The 14,758-nt window shown below is 65.6% G+C and carries 18 protein-coding genes; 11 read left to right on the top strand and 7 right to left on the bottom strand.

Annotated features, from left to right (window positions below; translation table 11 throughout):
- Positions 1-4: 4 nt before the first annotated feature.
- On the bottom strand, positions 5-316 hold the full coding sequence (locus tag CH294_RS13450; RefSeq protein WP_032380136.1) for an antibiotic biosynthesis monooxygenase: 312 nt from the start codon (positions 314-316) through the stop codon (positions 5-7).
- Positions 317-352: 36 nt separating this feature from the next.
- Here CH294_RS13450 and CH294_RS13455 point away from each other — a divergent pair, with 36 nt between their 5' ends.
- Together CH294_RS13455 and CH294_RS13460 are read left to right on the top strand one after the other, a co-directional pair.
- On the top strand, positions 353-1,090 hold the full coding sequence (locus tag CH294_RS13455; RefSeq protein ID WP_094738218.1) for an alpha/beta hydrolase: 738 nt from the start codon (positions 353-355) through the stop codon (positions 1,088-1,090).
- 4 nt (positions 1,091-1,094) lie between these two features.
- Positions 1,095-1,904: an alpha/beta hydrolase gene (locus CH294_RS13460; protein WP_094738219.1), complete on the top strand. Its 810-nt coding sequence runs from the start codon at positions 1,095-1,097 to the stop codon at positions 1,902-1,904.
- Positions 1,905-1,935: 31 nt separating this feature from the next.
- Here CH294_RS13460 and CH294_RS13465 read toward each other — a convergent pair whose 3' ends face one another.
- Positions 1,936-2,280 carry a MerR family transcriptional regulator gene (locus tag CH294_RS13465; RefSeq protein WP_037149002.1) on the bottom strand — a complete coding sequence of 115 codons (345 nt, stop codon included), beginning with the start codon at positions 2,278-2,280 and terminating at the stop codon, positions 1,936-1,938.
- 57 nt (positions 2,281-2,337) lie between these two features.
- Between CH294_RS13465 and CH294_RS13470 the strand changes: the two genes are divergently transcribed.
- Entirely contained in the window at positions 2,338-2,898 is a 561-nt protein-coding gene (locus CH294_RS13470) for an alpha/beta hydrolase (protein ID WP_037148992.1), read from the top strand.
- Positions 2,899-2,943: 45 nt separating this feature from the next.
- On the opposite strand, the gene CH294_RS13475 is transcribed toward CH294_RS13470, so the two are convergent.
- On the bottom strand, positions 2,944-3,828 hold the full coding sequence (locus CH294_RS13475; RefSeq protein ID WP_032380139.1) for an A/G-specific adenine glycosylase: 885 nt from the start codon (positions 3,826-3,828) through the stop codon (positions 2,944-2,946).
- Positions 3,829-3,918: 90 nt separating this feature from the next.
- Here CH294_RS13475 and CH294_RS13480 point away from each other — a divergent pair, with 90 nt between their 5' ends.
- The 3 genes from CH294_RS13480 to CH294_RS13490 all read left to right on the top strand — a co-directional run bounded on the left by CH294_RS13480 (position 3,919) and on the right by CH294_RS13490 (position 6,264).
- Complete coding sequence (locus CH294_RS13480) at positions 3,919-4,545, top strand: carbonic anhydrase (RefSeq protein ID WP_032401495.1); 627 nt, start codon at positions 3,919-3,921, stop codon at positions 4,543-4,545.
- Positions 4,546-4,635: 90 nt separating this feature from the next.
- Entirely contained in the window at positions 4,636-5,373 is a 738-nt protein-coding gene (locus CH294_RS13485; protein ID WP_094738220.1) for a hypothetical protein, read from the top strand.
- 15 nt (positions 5,374-5,388) lie between these two features.
- Positions 5,389-6,264, top strand: a complete 876-nt coding sequence (locus CH294_RS13490; protein WP_032401497.1) for a hypothetical protein — start codon at positions 5,389-5,391, stop codon at positions 6,262-6,264.
- Here the strand turns inward: CH294_RS13490 and disA are convergent.
- The 3 genes from disA to CH294_RS13505 all read right to left on the bottom strand — a co-directional run bounded on the left by disA (position 6,261) and on the right by CH294_RS13505 (position 9,505).
- Entirely contained in the window at positions 6,261-7,346 is a 1,086-nt protein-coding gene (disA, locus tag CH294_RS13495) for a DNA integrity scanning diadenylate cyclase DisA (protein ID WP_032380142.1), read from the bottom strand. The two genes, CH294_RS13490 and disA, sit on opposite strands and share 4 nt — an antisense overlap.
- Positions 7,347-7,455: 109 nt before the next feature.
- Positions 7,456-8,853, bottom strand: coding sequence for a DNA repair protein RadA (radA, locus tag CH294_RS13500; protein WP_032401498.1), 1,398 nt, complete (start codon positions 8,851-8,853; stop codon positions 7,456-7,458).
- A gap of 43 nt (positions 8,854-8,896) precedes the next feature.
- Positions 8,897-9,505, bottom strand: coding sequence for a hypothetical protein (locus CH294_RS13505; RefSeq protein WP_032401499.1), 609 nt, complete (start codon positions 9,503-9,505; stop codon positions 8,897-8,899).
- A gap of 288 nt (positions 9,506-9,793) precedes the next feature.
- Here CH294_RS13505 and CH294_RS13510 point away from each other — a divergent pair, with 288 nt between their 5' ends.
- Genes CH294_RS13510 through rlmB form a run of 5 tightly spaced genes read left to right on the top strand, consistent with a single transcriptional unit; the run spans position 9,794 to position 13,863 of the window.
- Positions 9,794-10,282, top strand: a complete 489-nt coding sequence (locus CH294_RS13510; protein ID WP_027494344.1) for a CarD family transcriptional regulator — start codon at positions 9,794-9,796, stop codon at positions 10,280-10,282.
- A gap of 18 nt (positions 10,283-10,300) precedes the next feature.
- Positions 10,301-10,966 carry a 2-C-methyl-D-erythritol 4-phosphate cytidylyltransferase gene (gene ispD, locus CH294_RS13515; protein WP_094738221.1) on the top strand — a complete coding sequence of 222 codons (666 nt, stop codon included), beginning with the start codon at positions 10,301-10,303 and terminating at the stop codon, positions 10,964-10,966.
- 10 nt (positions 10,967-10,976) lie between these two features.
- Positions 10,977-11,441, top strand: coding sequence for a 2-C-methyl-D-erythritol 2,4-cyclodiphosphate synthase (gene ispF / locus CH294_RS13520; protein WP_032380146.1), 465 nt, complete (start codon positions 10,977-10,979; stop codon positions 11,439-11,441).
- A 23-nt stretch (positions 11,442-11,464) separates the two neighbouring features.
- Positions 11,465-12,880: a cysteine--tRNA ligase gene (gene cysS / locus CH294_RS13525; protein ID WP_094738407.1), complete on the top strand. Its 1,416-nt coding sequence runs from the start codon at positions 11,465-11,467 to the stop codon at positions 12,878-12,880.
- Entirely contained in the window at positions 12,880-13,863 is a 984-nt protein-coding gene (gene rlmB, locus CH294_RS13530; RefSeq protein WP_032380147.1) for a 23S rRNA (guanosine(2251)-2'-O)-methyltransferase RlmB, read from the top strand. Before cysS ends, rlmB begins: the two co-directional genes overlap by 1 nt.
- Before the next feature lie 2 nt (positions 13,864-13,865).
- Here the strand turns inward: rlmB and CH294_RS13535 are convergent, their stop codons facing one another.
- Complete coding sequence (locus CH294_RS13535; protein ID WP_094738222.1) at positions 13,866-14,639, bottom strand: IclR family transcriptional regulator C-terminal domain-containing protein; 774 nt, start codon at positions 14,637-14,639, stop codon at positions 13,866-13,868.
- Positions 14,640-14,758 lie beyond the last annotated feature (119 nt).

Here is a 14,758-nt window from a genome sequence, read left to right on the forward strand (position 1 = left end):
TTGCTCACGATGTGGCAGGCACGTCCAGCACTACCTCGAATTCGAGCAGTGACGCTCCCGACGACACCGGTTTGCCCTCACCGGAACCGGCGTGTGCCTGGCGAGACGGTCCACCGGACCAGGCCTGGAACGACTCCTCGTCTTCCCATTGGGTGACGACGAAGTAGCGCGATTCACCCTTGACCGGCCGGAGCAACTGGAACCCGAGGAATCCGGGGGAGCCGTCGACGGTTCCGGCACGCGCGGCGAAGCGCTTCTCGAGTTCGGGGCCTGCGCCCTCCGGTACGTCGATCGCGTTGATCTTCACAATGGCCATGCTCGCGAGATTACTCCGCCGTTATGCTCGGCGGTGATGCTCTACGACGAGGGTGGATCCGGCCGTTCGATACTGCTGCTGCACGGGTTGATGGGCAGTGCGGCCACCTGGCGTCGACAGGTTCCGTGGCTTCGAGAATTCGGGCACGTGCACACCTACGACGCACCCGGGCACCGGCGGCCGCCACCGGCCGAGCTCACGACCGAGTCGTTCGTAGCGGACCTTCTGCAGAATCTGGAGTCGCTCGGCCCGAGTGTGTTGATCGGCCATTCGATGGGGGCGCTGCACGCATGGTGTGCGGCAGCGCGGCGACCCGACCTGGTGACCGCCCTCGTCGTCGAAGACATCGCGCCGGACTTCCGCGGCCGCACCGCCGACGATTGGGCCACCATGATGAGGGCATGGCCGCAACCCTTTCCCGACGCGGATGCGGTGCGTGCGTTTTTCGGAGACGTTGCAGGACAATACTTTCTGGACTCCTTCGAGCGCGATGACGACGGCTGGCGACTGCACGGCGACATCGACACTTTCGAGGCGATCTCGCAGGAATGGGGTACGCGTCATTTCTGGGACGAATGGGATGCCGTCGATGCTCCGGTGTTGCTGATCGAGGGCGAACACACCATCACACCGGCCGGGCAGATGAGACAGATGCACGTACGCAATGCCGAATCGACGTATGTGCGGATCGACAACGCAGCGCACCTGATTCACGACGAGTGCCCCGAGCGATATCGCACGGCCGTCGAGGGGTTCCTGCGCACACTAAGATGATCCGATGCCGCTCGCGAAGCTCAACGGAATCGACCTCAACTACGACGTGACCGGCGACGGCCCACTGGTGGTGTTGGTGATGGGCACCGGTAGTCCGGGACGAGTGTGGCGAACCCATCAGGTTCCGACCCTGGTGAAGCAGGGATACCGGGTCGTCACATTCGACAATCGCGGCATCGCACCGTCTTCCGAGTGCGCGGGCGGGATGACGCTCGACGACCTGGTGGCCGACACCGCCGCCCTCGTCGAGCACCTCGGTGGTGGCCCCGCGCGCGTCGTGGGCACCTCGATGGGGGCTCGCGTCACCCAGGAATTGGCTTTGGCCCGGCCGGATCTGGTGTCGCATGCAGTGATGATGGCCACCTTCGGCAGGACCACCACCTTTCGTGCGCAGATGTCGAAGGGCGAGAAAGATCTCCACGACGCCGGAATCGAACTTCCCGCGTCGTACCGCGCGGCAATGACTGCGATGCAGAACTTTTCACCGAAGACACTGGCCGACGACAGTGCGATCGGTGATTGGCTGGCAGTTCTCGAATATTCGGGCGGCAGGAAGACGGCGGGAATGCGGGCGCAGATCGGACTTGAAATGCGTTCCGGAACAGACCGATTGGCGGCGTACCGCGCAATCAGGGCGAAATCTCTGGTGATCGGATTCGCTGATGACCGCATGATTCCGGTACAGCAGTGCCGCGACGTTGCCGCCGCGATACCCGGTGCGCAGTACGTCGAAATCGCCGACACCGGTCACTTCGGCTACCTCGAACGCCCCGATGCGGTCAACGCCGCGCTCGTGAAGTTTCTCTCGCGGTAGCGAACTATCCTGCGTCGGAGGACACCTCGGTCTACGAGGTGAGTGCGCCCAGGCGCTCGCGAGTCTCCTCGAGGGCGGCTTGTTGTCGATCCAATCGGTCCGACAGTGCGTCCACCTCCGCACGAAGTCGGGGACACATGTCCAAGGTGATGCCGTGGTCGCCGTTTTGTGCGCATTCGAGGTACCGAGCGATCGTGGCCGTCGTGAGCCCCGCGGCGATCATCGACTTGATCTGCAGCACGCGCAGCACGTCGGACTCGGCGTACACGCGGTAGCCGTTGGCATCGCGGTGGGGGACGAGCACCTCGCGACTTTCGTAGTGGCGCAGGGCACGCGCCGACACCCCGGTTCGTGCAGCGAGCTCGCTGATCAACATCTCTGCCCCTCTCGCACTTGACCTTCTCGCCGGTGTCAACCCTTATCGTCCGGCAGTATGGCATTCACAACCAGCAGACGAGCGGTGATCTTCCACGGATACCGGGCAACGCCCGACGATCACTGGTTCGGTTGGCTCGCCGAGCAATTGGACAGCGTTGGAATCTCCGCGCACATCCCTCCGTTGCCGGATCCCGCGTCGCCGAATCGGGATTGCTGGGAGGCAGAGATAGCAGCGACGCTCGGGACGCCGGGGCCCGACACGATCGTGGTGGCGCACAGCCTTGGATGCCTCGCCGTACTGCGGCACCTCGCCACCCTCACGGGGCCATGGCAGTTGGGAACGCTCGTCTTGGTCTCGGGGTTCGTCGACAGGCTACCTGCGCTACCCGTTCTCGACGGCTTCGTTGCCGGCGGTGTGATGCTGTCGACGATGCAGGACCACATCGAGTCGATCTCGATCCTGCGATCGGACGACGACCCGATCGTTCCGCCTGCGCACACCGATCGGCTGGCTCGACTGCTCGACGCGTCGGTGCAGATCGTCCCCGGTGCGGGCCACTTTCTCGCCGGCGACGGAGTCACCTCCCTGCCACCCGTCTTCGATGCGGTGGCCTGATTTCGCTGACGGTCCGGCATCTGGGTAGCGGCTCGGTAGCTGCTCTCAGCCGTCCGAACCCTCGCCCGCGAGGGCGAACAATCCCGATTCGGTTTGTTCGATCAATCCGTCGGTCAGCAGCGAATCGAGAGCTCGGTCGCGCTGGGTCGGGTCGGTGGGCCAGACGATGTCGAGCTGAGCTCGCTCGACGGGGCCGGTGCTCTCGCGCAGCACCGACATGAGTTTGCCGCGAACCTGTCGGTCGGTGCCCGCGAACTTCTGGACCTTCTTCGCGGGCCCGGTGTGTGCCGGTCTGCCCGCCTCGATCCAGGCGCACTCCGGCAGCGGGCACAGCAGGCACGCCGGATTCTTGGCGGTGCAGATCAACGCGCCGAGCTCCATCAATGCCGCCGAGTATCGGGCGGCCCGTGGGACGCTCACCGGAAGCAGCTGTTCCACATCGGCCAGATCCCTCGATGTGGAGGGATTTCCGGGCTCGGCGTTGCCGTGCTGTGCACGTGCGACAACGCGTCGAACATTGGTGTCCACCACCGGAACTCGCTGACCGTAAGCGAAAGTCGCGACCGCTCTTGCTGTGTAGGCACCGATGCCCGGCAGGCTCAGCAGTGTCTCCACGTCGCTCGGCACCTCGTCGCCGTACTCCTCGGCGAGCACTCGCGAGCACTCGTGCAACCGCAGCGCTCGACGCGGGTAGCCCAACTTGCCCCACGCACGCAGTACCTCGGCCTGTGAGGACGCGGCCATCGCCGAGGGCACCGGCCACCGCTGCACCCACTGCTCCCAGATGGGTGCCACCCGCACCACCGGAGTCTGCTGCAGCATGATCTCGCTCATCAGGATCTGCCAGGCGCTGACGCCCGGACGACGCCACGGCAGGTCGCGTCCGTCGGTGTCGAACCACCCGAGCAGAGCCTCGGCATCGATCGGCAACTGTGCGCCCTTCTTCTCGTGTCTGTGATCGAGATCAACAGTAGTGAACCCGACTCGCCCCGCGCCCGCTCCGCGTGCACAATGAAACCCATGCCTGCTTCGAATCCGATCGCTGCCTGGAAGTCACTCAAGGAAGGCAACCAACGGTTCGTCTCCGGAGAGGTCCTGCACCCGTCGCAGGGCATCGAGGACCGTGCTCGTCTCGAGAGCGCTCAGCATCCCGGTGCCATCCTGTTCGGCTGCGCCGACTCGCGCGTTGCGGCCGAGATCATCTTCGATCAGGGCCTCGGTGACATGTTCGTCGTTCGCACCGCCGGTCACGTGGTCGACTCCGCCGTCCTCGGTTCCATCGAGTACGGCGTCGCGGTGCTGAACGCGCCGCTGATCGTGGTGCTCGGTCACGACCACTGCGGTGCAGTGCAGGCGACCGTCGATGCCCTCGAAAGCGGAGACGTCCCCGGTGGCTACATCCGCGACGTCGTCGAACGCGTCACCCCGTCGGTGCTCTCGGCGCGACGTGACGGTCACGAGGCGGTCGACGAGTTCGAGGCACGACACGTCCAGGAGACCGGCAATCTGCTGATGCAGCGCTCGCGCATCGTGGCCGAGAAGGTAGAGGCCGGGGAACTCGCGATCGTCGGCCTCACCTACCAGCTGTCGAAGGGACACGCGCAGCTCCGCGAGGTCATCGGGGAGATCGGCGAACAGCCAGCCTGACTCCTGCCCGAGCACGTGGGAGCGAGTCGTTCGCGCGACACGCCGCGTGGGCTCAGGGAAAGGTTGCCTCCGGCCGCATACGGTTGATTCGTGTTGGAACCGAGCGGGCCTTTGCCTCCCGAAATCTATTGGCGACGCCGCGCGCTCGCCATCGGTGCGGCCGTTGTCGTCCTCGGATTGATCGTGTGGTTCATCGCTTCGCTCAGCGGCGGTTCCGACGACACCGAGGCCGCACCGGCCGGTGTCGTGTCGGCACCGGCATCGACCTCGGCTCTGCCATCACCCAGTTCGTCCGCCACCGAAGGTGATTCCGGCGGCTCGGGTGGCTCCGGCGGCGGTTCCGGTGGATCGGGCGGATCAGGTGGAAGCACCGACTCTGCAGCCGGTGGTGGAGCAGCAGTGACAACCAGCGGTGCACCGGCTCCGGTGATCGCCAATCAGTGCCCGGACCAGTCACTCGCAATCAAGGTGACGCCGGAGAAGGCCACCTACCGTCTGGGTGAAGAGCCCGTGTTCACCGTGGTCATCACCAACATCGGCTCCGCCGAATGTCAGCGTGACGTCGGTGCCGGTCTGCAGCAGGCGCTGGTCTACACCCTCGACAATCAGCGCATCTGGTCCAACGTCGACTGCTTCCCCAACGCCGCGTCCGATCTGCGTACCTTCAAGCCCGGCGAGCAAGCCGGATTCACGGTCAAGTGGTCGGGTACCAACTCCGTCCCCGGTTGCGGTGAAGAGCGCATCCCGGTGGGTGTCGGTGCATACCAGGCGATCGCGCAGCTCGGCGAGCTCAAGAGTGTGCCGGAGCCGTTCAACATCACCGGCTGAGTACGGTCGAATCTCATGACCACTTCGACAGCCCTCGCCCGTGCCGCCTACAAGACTCTCGAACCCTTTCACGTCACCGCCTACTTCAATCCCGAGTTGGGGACGGCCTACGAGGACACCGGACTCGACGGTCATGCCTGGTACGTCGGTGCACGGGCCGCGCCGATGGGTCCGTGCGCGCCGAGTGTCGTTGCGGCTGCGTTCTACAACTTCAACCCGGTGCTGATCGAGCGCGCGTGGCCTGCCGCTGTGGCCGTCGGTCTGGATGCGGTGTCCGACCGTCGGTGGGCACTGCTCGATTCCGTTCTCGGCACCGCTCTCGGCTCCTTGGCCGACGACCCGGCGCTCGCCACGTTGGCGGGCCGTCTGGGCGATATCGGTGACACCGCCTCGTTCGCCGGTCGGCCGCTCTCGGCAGCGTGGCATTCCACCGAACGACCCGACGTGCCGCATCTTGCCCTCTGGCATTCGATCACCGTTCTGCGTGAATGGCGAGGCGACGGCCACCTCGCCGCCTTGATCGACGCAGAACTCGACCCGACGGAAGCGGCCGTGTTCCACGAGGCCGTCCGCCCGACCCCGCAGCCCGGCCGCCGAGCACTCGGCAAGCGCATCACGCAGCTGACGAGGCAGTGGTCCGAAAGCGAATGGGACTCGGCCGCAGAACGACTCGCCACCCGCGGATTGCTCACCACCTCTGCCGACGGCGAGACTTTGACCGACAACGGCACCGCTCTCGATCAGCACATCGAAGACCGCACCGACGCGATGGCGTCGGCGGTGTGGAACAACGTCCCGGACGCGGAGCAGTTGATCACGAGCGCACGGCCGTATGTGAAGGCCGTGATCGACGCCGGTTTCCTGCCGGGGACGAAGAAGAAGGCGTCCTAGTCGTACGGACCCGAGATCGAGGCCTCCGCCAGCCTGGAGAGGCCTTCCCTGATGTGTCGAGCCCACAGTCCACCGATTCCGTCGACCGATTGCAGATCGGCAGCAGTGGCGGCGAGCAGCCCCTGCAGCGTGCCGAAGGCACCGACGAGTCGATGAATCTGGCTGAACTGCAACCGCGGAACGCGCGTCAGTACCCGATACCCGCGAGGACTCATCGGGGTGTCGAGGGCTTCGATGGTCGCGGGGTAGCCGAAGGCGCGGGCAAGAGTTGTCAGATCCAGCAGATCGACGTCGGTCAGCTTGTCGAGGGCGGCGAGTGCCTTCTCCACCCCGGTGGTGCTCGACGGCTCGTTGCCGGCCAGGTAGTCGCGCACCACCAGTTGACGATCGACGTCGTTGTCGCCCAATAACTCTTCGAGCTGCAGGGCGAGCTGGCGGCCGTCGGTGCCGAGTTCGAGAACGTTCTGTTCGATCTCCACCGACACTCGCCGCACCATCTCGAGCCGCTGCGCGACGGTCAGGGCGTCGCGCAGAGTCACGAAGTCCTCGATCTCGACGACCGAGAGCTGGCGAGTGTTCTCGTCGAGCCGGGCCTTGTATCGCTCGAGGGTCGCGACGGCCTGATTGGCGCGAGAGAGGATGGTGGCCGAGCCCTCGACGACGTGTCTGATGCCGCCGATGTACACGCTGACGATGCTCATCGACTGGCTCACGGAGACAACGGGATAGCCGGTCTGCATGGCGGTGCGCTCGGCGGCACGGTGTCGAGTACCGGATTCGACCGTGGGAATCTTGTGGTCGGGTACCAGCTGGACATTGGACCGAACGATGCGTTTGCCGTCGGTCGAAAGCACCACTGCGCCATCCATTTTCGACAACTCACGAAGCCTGGTCGGTGCGAACTCGACATCGAGCTCGAAGCCTCCGTCGCAGATCGCTTCGACTTCTTCGTCGTAGCCGAGGACGATCAACCCGCCGGTGCGGCCGCGCAGAATTCGCTCCAGGCCGTCACGCAGGGCGGTCCCCGGTGCGAGCCGAGCAATGGTCTCGCGCAACGCTGGGGACGGCGTGGTGCCCTCCATGGCCAACCCCCTCGTGTTCGTATCGGCGTCGTGCTGCGGATCTACTCGTGCGAACACAGAGTACTGCGCTGCTACGTGCGGGCAGCCCGACAAAGAATACTGCCCGGTGTCATACGGGGCGCATACGCGTATAGGTCAACGCCTCGCCGACGTTGGTCACCGTCTTGACCTTGATGCCGTCGGGAATGGGGCCTGCGTCCTCGGGGACGATCGCGTAATTGAAGCCCAGTCGTGCAGCTTCGGCGAGTCGGCGGCCCAACCCGGCCACGCGTCGCACCTCGCCGGCCAGGCCCACTTCGCCCAGAATCACCATTCCCGCAGGGAGAGGTTGATCGCGCACGGCCGAGGCGACGGCCGCCGCGAGAGCGAGGTCAGCGGACGGTTCGCTGGTGCGCATGCCGCCGACGGTGGCCGCGTAGACCTCGGCCTTGGAGACCTTGACCCCGCACCGGCGTTCGAGGACGGCCAGGATCATCGCCACTCGAGCATGATCGAGTCCGCTGACCGCACGCCGGGGCGACGGCATCGCGGTGTCGACTATCAGTGCCTGCAACTCCGCCAGCAGCGGCCGCTTGCCGTCCATGGTGACCGTGACGGCCGTACCGGGCACGGCGTCGCTTCGATGATGCAGAAACAACCCGGACGGATCGCTGATGCCGACGATGCCGGTCTCTCGCAACTCGAAGCACCCCACCTCGTCGGAGGCCCCGAACCGATTCTTGACGCCCCGGATCATCCGCAGCGTTGAGTGCTTGTCACCCTCGAAGTTGAGCACCACGTCGACCAGATGCTCCAGCGACCGCGGACCTGCCACCGCGCCGTCCTTGGTGACATGTCCGACGAGCAGCACCGCCACCCCGGTGGTCTTGGCCAGGGTGGTCAGGGCACTGGTGATGGCGCGAACCTGCGTGACTCCGCCGATGACGCCGTCGACGTCGGCGGCGAGCATCGTCTGTACCGAATCGACGATCAACAGGCTGGGCTTGACCTGTTCCACATGGCCGAACACCGTGGCCAGATCGGATTCCGCGGCGAGGAAGACTCGCTCGTGTACCGCGCCGGTGCGGTCCGCGCGCAACCGAACCTGGCCGGCTGATTCCTCGCCCGTGACGTACAGCGCGCGGCGATCCGGTGCCGAGCGGGCCCACCGATGCACGACCTCGAGCAGCAGGGTCGATTTTCCGACTCCGGGCTCACCCGCGAGCAGAACGACCGAACCGGGCACCAAACCGCCGCCCAGTACGCGGTCGAACTCGTCGATCCCGGTGGTGTTGGCCTGAGACGTGGCACTGCTGATGGTCGTCAGAGCAGCTGCGGGCGTGGTCGGGATCATCGCCCCGCCGCCGGAACGCAGTGCCGATGCGCCTGCGCGGGAGGTCAGGGGAGCGGCGGTGGCCTGGACCTCGTCCATCGATCCCCAGTTGCCGCATTCGGGACAGCGCCCGACCCATTTCGAGACCGAGTGATGGCATGCGGAGCACCTGTAACTCGATTTCAGTTTGACCACGCACGGAGCCTAACGATCGGCACCGACAGGGTCGAGGTGGTGGTTACTCGCCTTCGCTGTGCTCGGACACTGCCTCTTCGGAGCGCTCGAGCTCGTGGCCTGCATCGACCGGAACGTTGACGACGACCTCGCCTGCGTTCGCGAACTCGAACGTGACCGGAAGGGTCAGGCCCGGACGTACGTTCTCGCTGATGTCGGCCATCTCGACCTTGATCAACTGGATCGGCAGAAGGGGATCGTCGAGCTGAACGTCGGCGGGCGAACCTGCACCGAGCGCGGTGAGTGGAGCGATCTCGTTGCTTCCCGATTCCGCCTCGTCGACGATGGTGATCTGCGCCTCGGGGGACGAGATGCCGGTCAGTTCGTCGGCCTCGGCGGGGTTGGAGTTGATGGCAGTGAAGCCGAGCTCGACGGTGCCGCCGGGCTCGATGCTGTACTCCTGCGAATCGGGGTACACCACGTGGACGTTGCGCAGCTGAATTGCCCCGACGTCGGCGGAGTTGCCGTTGACAGCGGCGACCTGGGTGGCAGTCTGGGAAATCTGGCCTGCGCCGCACGCCGTGAGGGCGAGTGCGCCACCGGCGAGAAGAGCGAGAGTGGCGGCCACTTTGCGATGGCGGCCAAGCGGTGTCGCAGCGTCGATTGCAGTCACTTCGGTCGTCCTCCATGTGGTGCCGGGCCGGCTCGGTCCATCTCGTCCACTAGGCAGAGTAGTAGTTCTCGTCCACCGACCGCTCGTGGGGTCTGCCAGCGGCCCGATGATGCCAGGTGGGGGTGCCTGTCAGGAGAAGAACATGCAGAACGGCCCGCGTGAAAATGTGGCCCCGGATACACGTCGATCCGTCTGTGTCAACCCCTGATTCGGCATCGCTATGCCCCTGACCTGCACCGTTGATATCGGACGTGGTATTCTGGGTAAATCGAAAGGGGCACTTGTCACATGATTTTCAAGGTCGGAGACACCGTCGTTTACCCCCATCACGGAGCGGCGCTGATCGAAGCGATAGAGACACGCACCATCAAGGGTGAACCGAGAGAGTATCTGGTTCTCAAGGTCGCGCAAGGCGACCTCACCGTTCGAGTCCCCGCGGACAATGCGGAGTACGTAGGCGTTCGCGACGTCGTCGGGCAAGAAGGTCTCGACAAAGTCTTCCAGGTGCTGCGCGCACCGCACACCGAAGAGCCCACCAACTGGTCTCGCCGCTACAAGGCGAACCTGGAGAAGCTGGCCTCCGGTGACGTGAACAAGGTAGCCGAGGTCGTCCGCGATCTCTGGCGACGCGAACAGGATCGTGGACTGTCGGCAGGCGAGAAGCGCATGCTCGCCAAGGCGCGTCAGATTCTGGTCGGCGAGTTGGCACTGGCCGAAGGAACCGACCAGGCCAAGGCCGACACCATGCTCGACGAAGTTCTCGCCACAGCTTCGTAGTGTGAACAGCTTCGTAGAGTGAACGGTGCTGCCGGCGACGTAGTCGCGCTGGTACCCGCTGCAGGCAAAGGCCTTCGGCTCGGACACGACGAGCCGAAGGCATTCGTCTGTCTGGGTACCGACTCTCTTCTGGCGCGGTCCGTCGACGGACTTCGGGCCTCGGGTGCCGTCGATCGCATCGTCGTCGTAGTCCCCGCGGATCTTCTCGACGTGGCTCGCAGCCATGTGGGTGCCGATGTCCTCGTCGTAGCGGGTGGCGTCGAGCGCACCGATTCCGTGCGAGCCGGTCTCGCTGCCGTCGGTGACGCGTCCATCGTGTTGGTCCACGACGCCGCGCGTGCCCTCACTCCACCGACGCTGATCGCCCGCGTCGTGGCCGAGGTGCGCGCCGGTCGCCCCGCCGTGATTCCGGTTCTTCCGGTCGTCGACACCATCAAGTCGGTCGATCTCATGGGCGCGGTGGTCGGCACACCCGATCGCGCGAGTCTGCGAGCGGTACAGACACCACAGGGCTTCGACGCCGACGTCCTGCGTCGTGCGTACGACGCGGCGACCGACGTCTCCACCGACGACGCGGGTTTGGTCGAGCGCATCGGCGAAACGGTGCACACCATCGTCGGCGACGCCCTCGCATTCAAGATCACCACACCACACGATCTGTTACTGGCACAGGCCCTGCTGTGAGAGGCGCGCTATGAGAGTCGGCATCGGCACCGACGTGCATCCGATCGCTCCCGGCCGACCCTGCTGGCTGGCCGGGTTGCTGTTCGAGGACGCGGACGGACTCGAGGGACATTCCGATGGTGACGTCGCCTCCCACGCTCTGTGCGACGCGTTGCTGTCCGCAGCAGGTCTCGGTGACCTCGGCTCGGTCTTCGGCACCGGCCGTCCGGAATGGGACGGGGTCAGCGGAGCTGCCATGTTGACCGAGGTCAAGCGGCTGCTCGACGCGGACGGATTCGCGATCGGCAACGCTGCGGTACAGATCATCGGCAACAGGCCCAAGATCGGACCGCGTCGCGTCGAGGCGCAGGAGGTTCTTTCGCGCGTGCTCGGTGCACCGGTATCGGTGTCTGCGACCACCACCGACGGGCTCGGCCTGACCGGTCGCGGTGAAGGAATTGCCGCCATCGCGACCGCACTTGTCATGACGGGGTAAAACCACCGGTAGCATTGCTGGTCGTGACCCTTCACCTACACGACACCGAGACGAGGGCCTTGCGGGAATTCACCCCCTTGGTCCCTGGCCATGCATCGGTGTACCTGTGTGGGGCGACGGTGCAGGGTGAACCCCACATCGGTCATGTGCGCAGTGGCGTCGCATTCGACGTGTTGCGGCGGTGGTTGCTGGCGCACGATTACGACGTCGCCTTCGTCCGCAACGTCACCGATATCGACGACAAGATCCTCAACAAGGCACGCGATGCAGGCCGTCCGTGGTGGGAGTGGGCCGCGACCTACGAGCGGTCCTTCACCTGGGCGTACGACCGACTCGGGGTACTTCCGCCGTCGGCCGAGCCGCGCGCCACCGGGCACATCACCCAGATGGTCCAGATGATCGAGCGCCTGATCGAACGCGGCCACGCTTACGCCGACGAGTGCGGCGACGTCTACTTCGACGTGCAGAGCTTCCCGAGTTACGGCGCGCTGTCCGGCCACAAGCTCGACGACGTGCACCAGGGCGAGAGCGTCGCCGAGGGCAAGCGTGATCCCCGCGATTTCACGCTGTGGAAGGGTGCCAAGCCCGGCGAGCCGTCATGGCCGACGCCGTGGGGCCCTGGCCGCCCGGGTTGGCACCTCGAATGCTCGGCAATGGCGGAGACATACCTCGGCGCGGATTTCGACATCCACTGCGGCGGGCTCGATCTGGTGTTCCCGCATCACGAGAACGAGCGCGCGCAGTCGATGGCGGCCGGAGACGGTTTCTCGCGGTACTGGCTGCACAACGGGTGGGTGACGATGGGCGGCGAGAAGATGTCGAAGTCCCTCGGTAACGTTCTCTCGGTACCCAATGTGCTCAAAAAGGTTCGGCCGCAAGAGCTTCGGTTCTACCTCGGTGGCGCACACTACCGGTCGATGCTCGAGTACTCCGACACCGCGCTCGAGACCGCGGCCGTGACGTATCGGGGCATCGAGGGGTTCGTCCGGCGAGCCGTCGAACGTGCCGGTGAGGTACCGATGGGCAAGTGGACCACAGGATTTGCCGCGGCCCTCGACGACGACCTCGGAGTTCCCAAGGCGTTGGCCGAGATTCACGCCACCGTCACGTTGGGTAACACCGCGCTCGAATCCGGTGACCTACCGGCCGCGGTGGAGCACGCAGGCAGTGTGCGGGCGATGCTGGACATCCTGGGCGTCGACCCGCTCGATCCGCACTGGGGCAGCGACAGTGGTTCCGATGCAGCCGCTCTCGGTGCGCTCGGCGTATTGGTCGAGGCCGAGCTGGAGCGTCGAGCAACGGCGAAGGCGACCAAGGACTGGGCCGCCGCAGACGAGATACGCGATCGACTGGCCGAGGCCGGAGTCGACGTGACAGATACACCCAACGGGCCCGAATGGTCGTTGGGTACGAGCAAGACCGACGAAGCAGGTTTGTGATGGCAGGCAATTCGAGTAGGCGCGGCGCAATCCGCAAGGACGGCACCAAGAAGGGGCAGGTCGCCGGTTCCGGAGGCAAGCGTCGTAAGGGCCTCGAAGGACGAGGTGCGACGCCTCCCGCCTCCGAGCGCACCAAGCATCCCGCGGCGCGCCGGGCCAAGCTCGCCGAGAAGTCCGCGCAGAACCGCGGCGGCACCACCGGTGGCCGCGCAGGCAGCAGGCCGGCCGGACGTAAGGCCGAAGACGGCCCCGAGGTGGTACTCGGTCGCAACCCCGTCGTCGAGTGCCTGCGCGCAGGTGTGCCCGCGACGGCCCTGTGGGTTGCTGTCGGGACCGACAGCGACGACCGGCTCAAGGAAGCCGTCCAGCGAGCGGGCGACGCGCGCATCTCCATCCTCGAGGTGCCACGCTCCGATCTGGACAAGCTCAGCGCCAACGGACTGCACCAGGGCCTTGCGCTGCAGGTACCGCCGTACCGTTATGCGCATCCCGACGACTTGATCTCGAACGCGCGCACGCACCAGGAACCTGCGCTGCTCGTTGCGCTCGACAACATCACCGATCCACGCAACCTGGGCGCAGTGGTGCGTTCGGTGGCGGCGTTCGGTGGCCACGGCGTCGTGATCCCGCAGCGGCGTAGCGCGAGTGTGTCCGCAGTGGCATGGCGAACCAGTGCCGGCGCTGCTGCTCGGCTGCCCATCGCGCGCGCGGTCAATCTGACTCGCACCCTGAAGGATTGGCAGTCCAAGGGCGTCACGGTCGTCGGCCTCGATGCCGGCGGCGACACCGAACTCGACACCTTCGACGGCAAGGGTCCGGTCGTCATCGTCGTCGGATCCGAGGGCAAGGGCCTCTCGCGTCTGGTCAGCGAGACCTGCGATCACATCCTGTCGATCCCGATGGCGGGGCCGGTGGAATCGCTCAACGCCTCCGTCGCGGCAGGCGTCGTATTGGCCGACATCGCCCGGCAACGCCGCGGGTAGACCTAGGTTCTGATGCGGGCGGCGGTGTCGTGCATCGCCGGGACGACGGTGTCGATCATGTCCGTCGGGGTGTAGTTCCTCGCGTGCAGTGACGTGTTCAGTGCTGCCACGACGGTGCCGTTGCTGTTGCGCAAAGGTACTGCCGCAGCGCGCATTCCGACGTCCAGTTCGTCGACGACCTCCGACCATCCGGCGCTGCGTACCCGAGTGATCTCGGCGCGCAGTGCGTCTCGATCGACGAGCGTGCGCGGGGTCAGGGCTTCGATGGGGGCGTCGGCGAAGTATCGTTCGAGCTCGTTCTCGGGGAGGGCTGCGAGCAGCACTCGACCCGAAGACGTTGCGTGCGCCGGGAATCGAGTGCCCAACGTGATGACGACCCGCAACATGCGCGACGACGGAACGCGCGCGACGTAGACGATGTCGAATCCGTCGAGGATGGCCACCGAAGTAGTCTCGCCCAATTGTCTTGCGAGCGCCTCGATGTGGGGTTCGGCCAGGCGGGGAAGGTCCATTCCCGACAGGAACGAGAAGCCCAGATTCATCACTCGCGGGGTGAGAGTGAACTGACGGCCGTCCTGGCGGACGAATCCCAATTCCGCGAGCGTCAGTAGCAGTCGGCGAGCCGTTGCTCGGGTGACTCCGACGGCCTCGGCGACCTCGGTGAGCGTGCGGGCCGGATGCGCGTCGTCGAAGCACTGCAGCACGCTCAGGCCGCGTTCGAGTGACTGCACGAACCAGGCGGGGCGTTGGTCGTCGGGGGCGATCTCGGCCGTCATGGTTCGAGTCTGCCTCATCGCCCTGTTCGCGCTGCATCACACCGCTCCGTGCTTGTGGTGTTGACCACAAAGCCTGCCTCTGGTTACAGTTGTGCGAATAACAAACAACTGTGCGCGAT

The sequence above is a fragment of the Rhodococcus sp. 14-2483-1-1 genome (genome assembly GCF_002259335.1).
Taxonomy (GTDB): Bacteria; Actinomycetota; Actinomycetes; order Mycobacteriales; family Mycobacteriaceae; genus Rhodococcoides.